Source organism: Caproicibacterium sp. BJN0003, assembly GCF_026314295.1.
In the GTDB taxonomy this organism is placed as follows: domain Bacteria; phylum Bacillota; class Clostridia; order Oscillospirales; family Acutalibacteraceae; genus Caproicibacterium.
The window spans coordinates 1,245,512-1,260,307 of sequence record NZ_CP111108.1 but is presented as its reverse complement, the minus strand read 5'-3'; the positions used below and the strand labels follow the sequence as shown (position 1 = coordinate 1,260,307).

Below are 14,796 nucleotides of genomic sequence, written 5' to 3'. Positions count from 1 at the left end.
AGGGGATTGTCAGAACGAATTCCAGTTGGAGCAGTTGTAGGCCCAACTGCTTCCGGAAAGAGTCGGCTGGCGGTTGCGCTTTGTAAAAGCCTTTCCGGAGAAGTGATTTCAGCGGATTCTATGCAAATTTATCACGGAATTCCGATCGGAACGGCACAACCTTCTCAGAAAGAAATGAAAAACATTTCGCACCATTTGATTGGATTTTTGCCGCTCGATCAGCCTTTTAGTGTAGCAGATTATGTAAAGCTGGCGGAACAAACAGTAAATGAGGTGCGAAGCAGAGGAAAATTTCCAATGTTGTGCGGTGGGACGGGCCTTTATATTCGCAGCTTTTTACATCATATTGATTTTGATCAGGCTGTAGGAGATCATGTTTTTCGTACTGCGCTAGAAAAGCGCTGGGAAAAAGGAGAGGGTGATCTTCTGTATCGAGAACTGCAGACACTGGATGCGAAGGCTGCAGAGAAGATTCATCCGAATAACGAGATTCGAGTGATTCGTGCACTAGAGCTTTTGAAGTCTACGGGAAAAACTGCTAAGGAGCGAGAAAAAGAGTCTCGAATGATTCCTAGCCCATATGATTGCTGCATGATAGGACTTAATTTTCGCAGCCGCGAGATCCTTTATCAAAGGATTAATGAGCGAGTAGATCAAATGATGAAGCAAGGGCTTTTGGAAGAAGCCGAAAAAGTGTTTCGTGAGGCGAAGGGGTCCACTGCGATTCAGGCGATTGGTTATAAAGAATTAAAGCCTTATTTTGAAGGGACCTGTTCTTTGCCCGAAGCTGTGGATTGTTTAAAGCAGCATACCAGAAATTATGCGAAACGGCAGTTGACATGGTTTCGCCGCGAAGAAAAGATACATTGGCTTTTTATTGAAGACTATCCTGATTTTACGGCGCTTTGTCAAGCTGCGCTGCATATTTTCGAGACAAATTGGAGGGCTAACAAAGAATGACAAATCCTAAAATCAAAAAAATTGTAGCAACATTTGCTGCATTGTTGATTTTTACTTTTTTGGGTTATCAAATTTACCGGGTCAATTTTGCAAAACAAGTGACCGAAGAGGCGCTCTATAAGACTGTTTCTGAAAAAATACAGGCAACCGGATATGCCATTCGCAGTGAAAACGTGATTACGAATCCTTATGGCGGCGTTTTGCAGTATGCGGTTTCCGACGGTGGCCGTGTATCAAGCAATGGTACAGTAGCAACTGCGTACAGCAGTGTGGCAACAGCTGGAACGAAAGATCAGCTGGATTCTCTTAAAAACGAGAAACAACTTTTGACCGATCTGCAAAATCCCGGTAATTCCTATGCGGACAGCTTAGAGACAGTTGGCCAGCAGATTTCAAAGCAGATGATTTCTCTTTTAAACAATTCCGAATCCGGAACCAGCATTACGGCAGATAAACAGCAACTTCAGTATCTGCTAAATAAACGCCAAATTATTGCAGGAAAATCTCCGGACTTCTCCAGCCGACTTTCTGAAATTGAAACAAAGATTACACAGCTTAGCGGGACAAGCAATGGACAGGCTCTTGGAACGGTTACAACCGATAAAGCAGGCTTCTTTTCCAGCCATGTTGATGGATATGAGAATTTATTTCCGATCAATTCTGTTACCACATTGACGGCTGATGATCTGGAAAAAGAGTATCCAAAAGGAACGGTACAGGATCATACGGTAGGGAAGGTCGTCAATGACTTTTTTTGGTATTTTGCCTGTACAGTTCCGGCAAAAGATGCAAATCGTTTTAAATTGGAAAATACGGTAACACTTTCTTTTCCTTTTGCGTCTGCTGATGAGATTCCGGCAACGATAGTGGCAATCAATCAGCAAGATGAAAATTCAGATGCGGCGATCATTTTAAAATGTGACAGAATGAATGCGAACCTTGTAAATTTGAGAAAAGAAACCGCAGAGGTTACTGTGAATCAATATAGCGGCATTCAGGTCAGTCAAAAAGCAATTCACTTTGAAACTTTGACAAAGGATGTTAAGCAGGCAGATGGAACTGTTACAAAACAAACGCAAAAAGTTCCGGGCGTTTATGTAATGTATGGAACTGAAATGCGCTTCTGCCAAATCGTTCAGCTTTATGGTGATGGGACATATGTTTACTGTGATCCTTCTCCAAGTGCGGATGCGCTGATGACGGATGATACCGTAAAACAATATGATCAAGTAATTATTGAAGGGACCGATTTGTATGATGGAAAAGTTATCGACTGAAAATTTACAGGAACGGTTTCGCGCAGTAGAAGAAAATCTTGAAGAGATTGAACGTAATGTGACGGCAGCAGCACAAAAAGCTGGAAAAACACGAGCAGATATCACAGTGCTTGCTGCAACGAAAACAGTTTCGGTCGAAGTCATCAATCACAGTATCGAAAAGGGAATTGCTTACATCGGCGAAAACAAAGTTCAGGAATTGATGGATAAATACGATGCTTATGAAAAAGACAAAGCTCAAGTCCATTTTATCGGGCATTTGCAGGTAAATAAGATTAAATACCTTGTTGGGCGTGTACAAATGATTCAAAGCGTCGACAGTATGAAACTCGCAAAGGAAATTTCCCGCCTTTCTCAGAAGAGAGAAGTACAGACGAAAATTTTGATTGAAGTGAATATTGGCCGTGAAGAGAATAAATCAGGTATATTGCCGGAAAATTTGGAATCGTTGCTGGAAGAGATTTCAGAACTCCCAAATATTTCGATTTGCGGATTGATGGCAATTCCACCCGCAAATGTTAAAAAAGAAGAAACTTTGCACTACTTTTCACAAATGTACGAATATTTTGTTGACATGAGCAGAAAAAAATTAGATAATGTCTCTATGGACTATTTATCAATGGGAATGTCTGCAGATTATGCAGACGCCATTGAATGTGGTGCTAATATGGTGCGAATTGGCTCGGCGCTTTACGGTGCACGAGATTACAGTAAGAAAAACGTGTAGGAGGTTTTTACACAATGGCTGGTTTTATCCAAAAGTTTAAAGAAATGTGGAATCCGCCGGATGACGAGTATGATTATGATGATTATGACGAGCGGGAGGAACAGCAAGACGACAACAATGCAGCTGCAGCTCCCCGTACTCGTGAGCATCGCTCAGAGACACCGGAATATGATAAGGTGCCCCGTAATATAGAAAAACGGGATGATAGCAACAAAGTAGTAAATATTCATGCAACTGCGCAGCTGCAGGTAGTGGTATTTCGTCCGGAACATTTTGGAGAAGAGACTTGTTCTGTTGCAGATGAGCTCTTAAAAATGCACACTGTTGTTCTAAATCTGGAAAACACACAAAAAGATGTTTCCAGAAGAATTATTGATTTTCTGAGCGGCGTTGCATATGCCAATGGCGGAAAAATTAAGCGCGTTGCGACGAATACCTTTATCATCACTCCGTACAATGTGGATTTGATGGGAGAAGACGTAATGGACGAGCTGGAAAATACCGGCTTATACTTCTAAAATGTCATTTTCCCCAAAGCAGCAGATGCCCGGTGATGCGGTTTTGCTTGCAAAAATAAAAGATGCGGTTGCTCTTTCTCAACAAAGAGGCTATGCACATTTTGTTGGCTTTTTAGATGAACGGGCAGCAGCAGTTTCAAGACAATATATGGAATCCACTTATTTTAAAAACTATATGCTGTGGGGAGGCTTCGCCGAAGCAGAGCGTGTAGTTTTTGGTGCATTTCCAGATTTTCTAGAGCCATCTCCAGAAGCTTTTCCAATTAGTGCCGTCACTGCTTCTTTTCGTCAATGCGATCCTTTGTCGCATCGTGATTTTTTGGGAGCATTTTTAGGGACAGGATTAAAGCGGGAATCAATTGGAGATATTTTGGTAGAACAGGGAAGAGCAATTGTTTTCTGCCGAGAAGAATTGAAACCTTTTTTGCTTTCTCAAATTGTAAAAGTCGGCAGAGTAGGAGTCAAACTTTCAGAAGGAGCCAAGAAGCCGCTGCCGCATGCACATACTTATCAAGAACTTAACGGCGTAGTTGCTTCTGCACGTCTTGATTGTTTGACTGCTGCTATGGTTGGAATGAGTCGTGAAAAGCAGCGACTATGATTGCTGAGGGAGGGGTAGAAGTAAATCATTTTGTGCAGGTTTCTTCATCGAAGGAATTGCAAGAAGGTGATTTGCTTTCCATTCGTGGAAAAGGACGTTATCAAATTACCCGGCTAGGGCCTGTTACAAAAAAAGGACGATTAAGTTTCGTAGGGAAAAAGTATGTATAAATAATGGAGGACGATCTCATGCTATCTTTAAATGATATTGTGAATGTAAGTTTTCGCAAGGCCGGCCGCGGCTACAATGCGGAAGATGTCGATAATTTTATCGATCAAATTCGGGAATCTTATGATACGCTGATGAAAAAGACAATCGAACAGCATGATCAGCTAGAAGCTTCCGAAAAAGAAAAAGCACAGTTTGATAAAAAACTTCAGGTTTTAGCGGATAAAATTCAAGAGTATCGGCAGGAAGAGGATGGCATAAAGTCAGCTCTCCTCAGTGCCCAAAAGTTGGGCGACGCTTCTTTACGGGAAGCACGCCATAAATCCGAAGTGATTTTAAATGATGCAAATATGAAGGCGGAGAAGATTATTGCTGATGCTGAAAATCAGGTAAAAGATCAGCAGGAAGGTCTGGACGAAATGAAACGTCAGGTTAGTGATTTTCGCTCCAAACTTTTGGATATGTATAAACAGCATTTAACATTGATCAATTCCCTTCCGCATTCGGAAAAACCAGCTTCTAAAATGGAAAAAAATGCTGCTAAAAAAGAGGAAGGGACAGTACTGCCTGAAGAGAAAGAACCAGAGGAAACTGTCAGTGAAAATGCTTCTGAAGCTCAGCAGACAGCACAAGAAATAGCGGAACCAAAGGAAGAGAAAGAGCCAAGCCAGCCGGAACCGGTGAGCTTTTCTCCCGTTGATGAAAATAAAAATGCGATGAATCAGGTCCCAAGTGAATATATTTTGCAGCCAAATGAAGCGCCACGTTTTGATGGTAGTGTTCCGGATGTTCAGAGAGCAAAAGACCGTCACCATGAAATTAAATTTGGGGATGGATATGATGTAGATACTGATGCAGAAGAAGATATTTTCGGAAAGAAGAACTAACTTTCCGAATCATGCGGTACCTTTTTCTACGCAGTGGCGAGATTTTAATTGAGGAGATAGAAACCTATGGATTATAAGAGTACCTTGAATTTGCCTAAGACCAAATTCCCTATGCAGGCTGGATTGCCCAAAAAAGAGCCTACTATGCTGCAGGAATGGAATCAGGATCATATTTATGAGAAAGTTATGAAGAAAAATGAGGGGAAACCCGTTTTTGTTCTGCATGACGGTCCTCCGTATGCAAATGGAGATATTCATTTGGGGACGGCACTCAATAAAGTTTTGAAAGACATTATTGTGCGTTATAAGAATATGTCAGGCTTTCAGGCGCCTTATGTTCCAGGTTGGGATACACATGGCCTTCCGACAGAGTTAAAAGCACGCAAAAAAGCTGGGGTCGGAAATTCCACAACAATTTCAAATTTGGAACTGCGCAAACTTTGCAGAGAATTTGCTCTGGGGTATCTAAACGACCAAAGAGAAGAGTTTCGTCGTTTGGGTGGAATCGGAGATTGGGAGCATCCCTATGTGACCCTTACTCATGATTTTGAAGCAAAGCAGATTGAAATCTTTTCCAATATGGCAACAAAGGGATTAATTTACCGTGGATTAAAGCCTGTCTATTGGTGCCCGGAATGCAAGACTGCTTTGGCAGAAGCAGAGATTGAATATGCAGAAGATCCTTGCGATTCTATTTTCGTCAAATTCCGTGTGATTGATGATAAGGGCCTTTTTACAGCAAAAGGTGCTGATCTTTCTCATACTTATTTTGTGATCTGGACAACGACGACTTGGACTATTCCTGCAAATGAGGCAATCTGCCTTGGCCCGGATTTTGAATATTCTCTGATTCAGTGTGGAAAAGACTATTATGTAATGGCCTCTGCTTTGTATGAAAATGTGATGGCACAGGCAGGACTTACAGATTATAAAGTAGTTGCTACTTTTAAGGGCAGTGATTTGGAACTCATTAAGACACAACATCCGTTCCTCGACCGGGTCTCTCCGATTATCTTGGGCAATCATGTAACGCTCGAAAGTGGTACCGGATGTGTTCATACAGCTCCTGGCCATGGTATTGATGACTATAATGTCTGTCAGAATTATCCCGATCTGCCGATTATTGTTCCAGTAGATGCAAATGGATATTTGACGAGTGAAGCAGGCGAGCGCTTTGCCGGACTTTCCACAAAAGAAGCAAATAAAGCGATTGCTGATTATTTAGTGGAAATTGGGGCAATGTTTGCAACACAGAAGATTATCCATCAATATCCGCATTGCTGGCGCTGCAAGAAGCCGGTTTTGTTCCGTGCAACAGAACAGTGGTTCTGTTCTATCGATGCCATTAAAGATCAGGCTGTCGAGGAAATTAATAAAGTAAAGTGGATCCCTGAATGGGGGCGCGATCGTATCACCTCTATGGTTCGAGAGAGAAATGACTGGTGTATTTCTCGTCAGCGCCGCTGGGGCGTTCCGATTCCGATCTTTTATTGCAAAGATTGCGGGGAGCCGCTGATCAGTGCAGAAGCTATGAAGCGTGTGTCTGATTTGTTCCGTGAAAAAGGCAGTGACGCGTGGTATGAACTTTCTGCTGAGCAGATTTTACCACAAGGTACCAAGTGCGCAAAATGTGGCTGCGGAGAGTTTACAAAAGAAAGCGACATCATGGATGTCTGGTTTGATTCCGGAGTTACGCATGCAGCAGTAGCTGATCAGCGCCCGGAACTTCATTGGCCTGCTGACCTTTATCTGGAAGGCGCTGACCAGTATCGCGGTTGGTTCCAGTCTAGTCTTCTCACCAGTGTTGCATGGAGAGGAAAAGCTCCCTATAAAGCTGTTTGCACACATGGCTGGGTGGTAGATGGTGAAGGCCGTAAGATGAGTAAATCTCTTGGAAACGGCATCAACCCACAGGAAATTGTCGATCAGTATGGTGCGGATATTCTTCGCCTATGGGTTGCATCTTCTGATTATCATGCGGATATCCGTATTTCAAAGGAAATTCTTAAACAGCTTTCTGATGCTTACCGTAAAATTCGCAACACAGCGCGTTTTATTCTTGGTAATTTGAGCGATTTTGACCCGGATCATGATATGGTTCCGATGAATGAGTTGGAAGACCTTGATCGCTGGGCACTAATTAAATTTGACGAACTGATTAAAAAGACGGTAGAAGGCTATGAAACATTAGAGTTCCATAATGCCTACCATGCAATCCATAATTTTTGTGTCGTAGATATGAGTAACTTCTATCTGGACGTATGTAAGGATCGTCTTTATACAGAAAAAGCGGATAGTCATACACGCCGTGCGGCGCAGACAGTTATGTTCCGGATTCTTAGCGGAATGTCCCGTTTGATCTCGCCTATTTTGGCATTTACTTCTGATGAGATCTGGCATAGTATGCCGCATCTTGCAAGCGAAGATGCCGAAAATGTTGTACTCAATGAATTTCCGCAGCCTTCTGGTATTAAGGTCGATGAAACATTCCTTGCAAAATGGGATCGAATTCATGAAATTCGTGATGATGTGAAAAAGGCTCTGGAGCTTGCTCGAAAAGAGAAAGTGATTGGTTCTTCTCTGGACGCGAAAGTTCAGTTGTTCTGTGACGGAGATTTATATGATTTCGTAAATGAACAGAAAAAAGAGCTTTTAACAGCATTGATTGTTTCTCAGTTGGAAACCGTGAAAGGCGGTTCCGGAGAGTTTACGGAAGTGGCACTTCAGGGATTGAGCATTACGGTCAAACATGCCGAAGGTCAAAAATGTGCACGTTGCTGGGTGTATAGTGATGAGGTTGGCAAAAATGCAGATCATCCTGATCTTTGTGAGCGCTGTGCCCATGTGATTGGATAAAACGAGTAATTAAAAAGCGGGGCAGATAATTGCTGCTCCGCTTTTATTATAGAGAGACGGGTGAGACAATATGGGTTCTGTTTCAAAAACAAAAAATAAAAGACCGTTGCTTTGTTTATTTGCTTTTGTGTTTGCAGGATTAGCAGCAGGGATCGATCAGTGGATTAAATGGATAATTGTTGAGAATGTAAAACCGATTAAGAGCATCAATGTGATTTCTCACATTTTTTCCTTGTTTTATCTTGAAAATCGAGGTGCTGCTTTTAGTATTTTTGAAAATAAGCAGTTGTTTCTGATTCTATTTACTTCACTGCTTTGTGTCGTAATTATTGGAATGATCCTATTTTATAAGTCCCAAAACGCTTGGTCATGGGTCGCCTGTGTCCTTGTTTTGGGAGGAGGAATCGGAAATCTAATTGATCGAATCCGATTAGGATATGTGGTGGATTATTTAAAATTCAGCTTTTTCCCTCCGGTGTTTAATTTTGCAGATATTTGTGTCGTTACTGGGGTAATTCTTTTCATAATTCATGTGCTCTTAGGGGAATATGCCCATAAATAATTTGAGAAGGCAGAAGTATGATGGGAAAGAAAATTGAATTAGTTGTTGATCATTCCGGGACGGGACAGAGGCTTGATAAGTATTTAGGCCAAGCTGTTGAAGAACTCACAAGATCAGCTGCGGAAAAGCTGATTTTATCGGGAAATGTGACATGTAAAGGAGAATCGCTTTCAAAAAAAGAGCTTCTCAAAGAAGGACAAATTCTAAACCTTTTCATTCCGGACCCGGAGCAACTCAATGTAAAGGCCGAAAACATTCCTTTGGAAATCATCTATGAAGATGATGATTTGTTGGTCGTTAATAAGCCCAAGGGAATGGTGGTGCATCCGGCACCTGGAAATCATGATGGAACCTTAGTGAATGCGCTTTTGGCGCATTGTGGAGATAGCCTTTCCGGAATCAATGGAGTGATTCGTCCTGGAATTGTTCATCGTATTGATAAAGATACCAGTGGATTATTAATTGTTGCAAAGAATGATTATTCTCATCGAAAATTGGCAGAGCAAATTAAAGTCCATAGCTTTACACGTTTATATGAGGCAGTCGTGCATGGGAATCTGAAAGAAGATTCCGGCACGATTGACAAACCGATTGGACGTCATCCGATCGAGAGAAAAAAGATGGCAGTTACAGAAAAAAATTCGAGACCGGCGATTACGCATTATACTGTTTTAAAACGATATTCACAGTTTACGCATGTTCGTTTGAAGTTGGAAACAGGAAGAACTCATCAGATTCGGGTTCATATGGCTTATTTAGGGCATCCGGTTGCGGGAGATCCACTTTATGGTCCAAAGCATCCAGTCCCAGGGCTTAATGGGCAGTGTCTGCATGCGCGGACAATTGGATTTATTCATCCAAGAAGTGGAAAATATATGGAATTTACTTCAGAATTACCGCTCTATTTTAAAGAGTTTTTAAAAAAGCTGGAGAATTTATATGGAGCGTGAAAATTGGGAGATAGAAGTGCTGGTTGGATTGGCAGCAATTTTGGCAGCAGTCTGTATCGGATTTAATTTATTCTTTGTCCCCGATGTTAGCCCGTCTGTTGTAGAGGTTGCGACAGATGTACAGGACGTTTCAAGTGCTTATAACGGAAAAATTCATGTAAATACAGCATCGGAATCTGCATTACAGGAATTAGATGGGATAGGCCCTGCTTTAGCGAAGAGAATTGTAGAATATCGGGAAACACATGGAAAATTCACTTCGATAGAAGATTTGAAAAATGTAAGGGGAATCGGTGATCAGCTATTTGATCAGATTCGTAACCAAATCGATTTATGATCGTTATAAAAAAGGAACCAAGCTTTTTACGCTGGTTCCTTTTTTATTTGCAGTTGTATTTTATCACTCAAATTTGAATGGTTATTTTTCAGGGATGATCTCCAAAAGAGATTCCAATTTCTCGTGCAGTGCGAATCACTTCGCTGTCTAATGGAACACGCTTTAATTTTCCGGCTACTTCTGATAAGGGGACCGGAATAATTGCTCCATTTTGCAGGGCTACCATATTTCCAAACTTTTTTTCTGCAATCAAATTTGCAGCTGCAGTACCAAAGCGGGTGGAAAGGACGCGGTCATAAGGACATGGACTGCCGCCGCGCTGAAAATGACCTGGTACCGTTACTCGAATTTCTTGACCGGTTTTTTGGCCAAGCCTTTCGGCAATCCGATAGCTGATGGAGGGATATTGAGTCTCAAGAGTTCTTGCAGCTTTGAGCTGCTTTTTGCTTAAGGCTGCTTCCTCTTTAGAAATGGCACCTTCTGCTACTGCAAGGATAGAAAAACGCTTGCCGTTTTTATTACGCCGTTGGATTGTGTCTGCAATCTCGTCGATATCATAGGGGATCTCCGGGATCAAAATTACGTCAGCACCGCCGGCTACTCCTGCATAAAGAGTAAGCCAGCCGACTTTATGACCCATAATTTCCACGATAAATACGCGTCCATGAGAGGTCGCAGTGGTATGGATGCAGTCTACAACATTAGTAGCAATATTCATGGCACTGTAAAAGCCAAAAGTCATTTCGGTTCCCCAGATATCGTTATCAATCGTTTTGGGGAGGGTTACAATATTAAGTCCTTCTTGACTCAGGAGATTTGCAGTTTTATGGGTTCCGTTTCCACCTAAAATTACAAGGCAGTCCAGTTTGAGCTTCTTGTAATTTTCTTTCATGTTTTTTACTTTATCAACGCTGTCATCTTCTACGACTCGCATCATTTTAAAAGGCTGACGGCTGGTCCCAAGAATTGTACCGCCTAGGGTTAGGATCCCGGAAAAATCCTCTGGATTCATTAACCGAGCGTTTCCTTCGATTAGACCACGATATCCGTCTGCAATTCCATAAATTTCTACATGGCTGTCGAATCGAACGTAAAGTGCTTTGGCAACTCCGCGGATTGCAGAATTAAGTCCTTGACAGTCGCCTCCACTCGTTAGAATACCTACACGCAGCAAAATAAATCACATCCTTTTCATTGAAAACTTAAACGATATCAACGATCAAAATCAGGGCTTAAAATTGGTTTCAAAGGTTGATCTCGATCAGGAATCTCCAACTTTGCAACAGCTTCCTGTGCCAGCCTACTGAATTCACGTTGACAATTGCAGGGGACTTTCCCACGCCGGTCGATATGATGATATTCTGTTGTGTTAGTCATCATTCTGGCATTAATATTATCATTTAACATTAGATCAAGAATTCCAAATGCACGTTGTTTTAACTCTTCATCTTCAATTGGGAAGACTAATTCTATACGGCGGTCAAGATTTCTGCTCATCCAGTCTGCGCTTCCCATATAAATTTTTGGAGTCCCTCCGTTTTCAAAACGAAAGATCCGGCTGTGTTCGAGAAGCTGCCCGATAATGCTGATGACTTCAATATGCTCGCTGACTCCAGGCAGACCGGGGATCAAGCAGCAAATTCCGCGTACGATGAGGTGAATCGGAACTCCTGCCTGCGAAGCTTTATAAAGGAGAGAAATGATTTCGGGATCAACAAGAGAATTTACCTTTGCAGTGATACCGCAAGGAAGCCCATTTTGGGCATTTTGAGTTTCGCGCTCAATCATAGATTCAAAAAATCCGCGCAGTTCGTTTGGAGCTACCAGCATTTTATTATATTCCGGTGGGCGAGAATAACCTGTCAATACATTAAAAAGACTGCTGGCGTCTGTTCCAAATGGTTCCTTGCAGGTAAAGACACCAATATCGGTATAAATTTTTGCAGTGGAATCATTATAATTTCCAGTTCCCATATGAACATAGCGACGGATGCAATCTTCATCTCTTCGGACAACCAGTAAAATTTTACAGTGTGTTTTGAGGCCTGCCAGTCCATAAATAACATGACAGCCGGCTTCTTCCAGTTTCTTTGCCCAGAGAATATTATTTTCTTCATCAAAACGTGCTTTCAGTTCCACTAAAACGGTTACTTGTTTCCCGTTTTCAGCGGCACGAATCAACGCTGCAATAATCGGAGAATGACCGCTGACTCGATAGAGGGTTTGTTTAATAGCAAGCACATTTTCATCTTCTGCGGCTTGACGTACAAAATCAACAACGGTTTCAAAACTCTCATAAGGGTGGTGAACCATGCGATCTTTTTCTCTGATTGCATCAAAAATACTTTTATAGTTCCAAAAATCAGCAGGAGGATAAACTGGTATGATTGGCTTGAAGCAATATCTCTCAAATCCGGGCAGATCTGCAAATTTGGAGAGGAATGTTAAATCCAACGGGCCTTGAAGTTCGTAGATGTTATCTTTTCGGATATGAATCATTTCGAGCAGGAACGATTTTGTTTCCGGGTCGCATTTTTGCAAAAGTTCCAGCCGAACTGGATTTCCACGTTTTCGTTTCTTAATAGATTTTTGAATTTCTGCCAACAGATCTTCGGCGCCTTCATCGATCTCAAGATCACTGTTTCTGGTCATGCGAAAAGGACAGGCAGCACGAATATCACTTGCTTCAAATAATTCTTCCAATTTATAAATGATTAAATTTTCAAGAAGAATAAATTCTCGGCTTCCATTCCGGGAGGGTAGTTCCAAATAGCGAGAAAGAATAGAGGGAACCTGTACAACTGCAAAATAGGGCTTTCCATTTCCTTCAAGGCGAATTGCTACATTGAGACTTTTGTTGGCTAGAAGTGGAAATGGGCGGCTGGGGTCAACTGCAAGCGGGGTTAATACAGGAAAAAGGACTTTTTCAAAATAGTTAGAAAGAAACGAAAGCTGTTCTTCATTCATTTCATCCGGTGTAAGAAATGAAATATTTAGTTTTTTAAGAGCCGGAATGATGGAACGATGCAAACAGGAATATTGTTTTTCCATGAATTCGTGGATTTTGATATTGAGCTTTTCCAAAAGCTTTTGTGGGGTTAAACCGCTTAAATCCTCTGCATGATATTTGCTGCGGACTTGTTCCACAACTCCTGCTACACGAACCATAAAAAATTCATCGAGGTTACTGGCTGTGATCGAAAGAAAACGAATACGTTCCATGATCGGATTTTCTTTTTTAAAAGCTTCTTCCAAAACCCGATAGTTAAAATCGACCCAGCTTAGTTCACGATTATAATAAGGCATCTTTTCCATAAAACAGCTGCAGCCTCCATTCAAATAAACGTTTCTTTTACGACAAGGACCGGTTCAATTCCAAAGACATCCTGAAAAAATGGTGCGCATTGTTCGAATGCCCATCGTTCGAGATAAAAGTTGTCATTACAGAAAGCAGTCACGGTCATCTTTTCACCATTTGTTTTTACCTTGATATCCATTGCTTTTTGCATATGGGATTTATCCAGCGCATTCGCCAGACGAAAAATAGCCGTCAGTTTGGAAATCACAAGTTTCGTTTCTTCAGGAAGGCCCAAAAATTCAGGCTGTGAAAAATCTGGTGTATCAAATTCGCTAAAGCCTGCAATAAAAGCGGTAATCAAGCGATCCTGACGGGTAATTCCATAAATACTCAGGTCCTGTAAAAGGTGATAAGTGGCCCGTAAGGGGTGTTTCGCTGTCACATAATGTCCGCAGTCGTGCAGGATAGCGGCGAGGTCTAAAAGCAGCTTTTTATTGTTATCTAAGCCATGAAAAGATTTGGTTTTATCGAAAATCTTTTCTGAGCATAAGCGTACAGCTTGAGTATGCTTAGGATTATAATCGAAATTTGCAGCTAATCGTTCGGCACATGAGATTGCATTTTGACGAATGTGCTGCGCATAAAGATTTTTCATTTTTGGATAAAGCTGATCACGAAGAAGTGAGTCCCATAGTTCTACTTTTGGACAGATAATATTTAAAGCTTTTGTGGAACGAATTAATTTCATATAAATTGCAAGGGCAGAATAGAGCGGTTCGGCTTCTTCTTGGGTAATCTGATACTGCATTGAAATTTGATCTGAAGTTAAAGAACGAATGGATTTATAAAGCTTTTTAAAACTTTTCACCGGCAGCAGATAACGTCCGTCATGGGCTTTAACATTGCAAAGAGATGCGATCTGTTCAATTTCATTTCCAGTTAAAATCAGGTTGGTAATTTCCTCACCGCTGAGTGGGCGGATTGCATGATCGAGAGTACTGTCTAAATATTCTTCCAAAACGGTATGAAAATCTTCAGTAAGATTTTGAATGCTGCCAAGCATATCATGCAGCTTTAGAGCGCCGATGGGAATGCTTTCAGAAGAAATCATGATTTCTCCATCATAGAGAGCTAGTCCAATTGTTCCGGAACCAATATAGGAGATCAGAGATTTGCCGGGTAAAAGATCAGGGGAATCTTTTAATACGGTAAGAATTTCAAAATAAATACGGCTTTTTTCCTGATCGCCTTCCAGCACTTTTACGGAGAGATTATTATGAATTTTCAGCTGATCTAGAATATATGCGCGGTTTTCTGAATCCCGTAGGGCAGAGGTGGCGACGGTAGTACATTGTGTAATACCGTATTCTTTTAAAAGAGAAGAGAACCCGTTTAAAGCGGAAGAGAGTTCCCTTAAGCTTTCATAAGAAATTTTTCCTTCGGTAAAGACTTCATGTCCGAGGTGAATCGGATATTCCAGACGATCGAGATCTACGATTTTTCCCTTTTGCAGCTGTGCAATTCGCATTTTAAGCATGCTGGAGCCGATGTCGATAACAGCGGCACATTTTCCGGCTCTTTTTTTATCCATTCGATTCACACCTGATTTCTATTTTACGATAATAATATATTATAATTATATCAGACAATTATCC

13 protein-coding genes are annotated in these 14,796 nt (G+C 41.5%); 10 read left to right on the top strand and 3 right to left on the bottom strand.

Features of this window, described 5'->3' with window-relative positions; translation table 11 throughout:
• Nucleotides 1–6: 6 nt before the first annotated feature.
• The 10 genes from miaA to OP489_RS06275 all read left to right on the top strand — a co-directional run bounded on the left by miaA (nucleotide 7) and on the right by OP489_RS06275 (nucleotide 9,843).
• Entirely contained in the window at nucleotides 7–960 is a 954-nt protein-coding gene (gene miaA / locus OP489_RS06320; protein ID WP_266161066.1) for a tRNA (adenosine(37)-N6)-dimethylallyltransferase MiaA, read from the top strand.
• Complete coding sequence (locus OP489_RS06315; protein WP_266161065.1) at nucleotides 957–2,237, top strand: HlyD family efflux transporter periplasmic adaptor subunit; 1,281 nt, start codon at nucleotides 957–959, stop codon at nucleotides 2,235–2,237. Before miaA ends, OP489_RS06315 begins: the two co-directional genes overlap by 4 nt.
• Nucleotides 2,215–2,964 (top strand): YggS family pyridoxal phosphate-dependent enzyme, encoded by a 750-nt coding sequence (locus tag OP489_RS06310; protein ID WP_266161064.1) that lies wholly within the window; start codon nucleotides 2,215–2,217, stop codon nucleotides 2,962–2,964. The genes OP489_RS06315 and OP489_RS06310 overlap by 23 nt, the downstream gene beginning before the upstream one ends.
• 14 nt (nucleotides 2,965–2,978) lie before the next feature.
• The gene (locus OP489_RS06305) at nucleotides 2,979–3,482 is read left to right on the top strand and encodes a cell division protein SepF (RefSeq protein WP_266161063.1); all 504 of its coding nucleotides are present in this window, start codon (nucleotides 2,979–2,981) and stop codon (nucleotides 3,480–3,482) included.
• Between the two features lies 1 nt (nucleotide 3,483).
• Complete coding sequence (locus OP489_RS06300; protein ID WP_266161062.1) at nucleotides 3,484–4,083, top strand: YlmH/Sll1252 family protein; 600 nt, start codon at nucleotides 3,484–3,486, stop codon at nucleotides 4,081–4,083.
• A gap of 188 nt (nucleotides 4,084–4,271) precedes the next feature.
• Complete coding sequence (locus tag OP489_RS06295; RefSeq protein ID WP_266161061.1) at nucleotides 4,272–5,138, top strand: DivIVA domain-containing protein; 867 nt, start codon at nucleotides 4,272–4,274, stop codon at nucleotides 5,136–5,138.
• A 66-nt stretch (nucleotides 5,139–5,204) separates the two neighbouring features.
• Nucleotides 5,205–7,994 carry an isoleucine--tRNA ligase gene (gene ileS / locus OP489_RS06290; RefSeq protein WP_266161060.1) on the top strand — a complete coding sequence of 930 codons (2,790 nt, stop codon included), beginning with the start codon at nucleotides 5,205–5,207 and terminating at the stop codon, nucleotides 7,992–7,994.
• 70 nt (nucleotides 7,995–8,064) lie between these two features.
• Nucleotides 8,065–8,556 (top strand): signal peptidase II, encoded by a 492-nt coding sequence (lspA, locus tag OP489_RS06285; RefSeq protein ID WP_266161059.1) that lies wholly within the window; start codon nucleotides 8,065–8,067, stop codon nucleotides 8,554–8,556.
• Nucleotides 8,557–8,576: 20 nt separating this feature from the next.
• Nucleotides 8,577–9,506 (top strand): RluA family pseudouridine synthase, encoded by a 930-nt coding sequence (locus OP489_RS06280; RefSeq protein WP_266163489.1) that lies wholly within the window; start codon nucleotides 8,577–8,579, stop codon nucleotides 9,504–9,506.
• Nucleotides 9,496–9,843, top strand: a complete 348-nt coding sequence (locus OP489_RS06275; RefSeq protein ID WP_266161058.1) for a ComEA family DNA-binding protein — start codon at nucleotides 9,496–9,498, stop codon at nucleotides 9,841–9,843. The genes OP489_RS06280 and OP489_RS06275 overlap by 11 nt, the downstream gene beginning before the upstream one ends.
• Before the next feature lie 88 nt (nucleotides 9,844–9,931).
• On the opposite strand, the gene OP489_RS06270 is transcribed toward OP489_RS06275, so the two are convergent.
• Genes OP489_RS06270 through OP489_RS06260 form a run of 3 tightly spaced genes read right to left on the bottom strand, consistent with a single transcriptional unit; the run spans nucleotide 9,932 to nucleotide 14,732 of the window.
• On the bottom strand, nucleotides 9,932–11,017 hold the full coding sequence (locus OP489_RS06270) for a 6-phosphofructokinase (RefSeq protein ID WP_266161057.1): 1,086 nt from the start codon (nucleotides 11,015–11,017) through the stop codon (nucleotides 9,932–9,934).
• 38 nt (nucleotides 11,018–11,055) lie between these two features.
• Nucleotides 11,056–13,158 (bottom strand): RNA degradosome polyphosphate kinase, encoded by a 2,103-nt coding sequence (locus OP489_RS06265; protein ID WP_266161056.1) that lies wholly within the window; start codon nucleotides 13,156–13,158, stop codon nucleotides 11,056–11,058.
• A 20-nt stretch (nucleotides 13,159–13,178) separates the two neighbouring features.
• Nucleotides 13,179–14,732 carry a phosphatase gene (locus OP489_RS06260; protein ID WP_266161055.1) on the bottom strand — a complete coding sequence of 518 codons (1,554 nt, stop codon included), beginning with the start codon at nucleotides 14,730–14,732 and terminating at the stop codon, nucleotides 13,179–13,181.
• Nucleotides 14,733–14,796 lie beyond the last annotated feature (64 nt).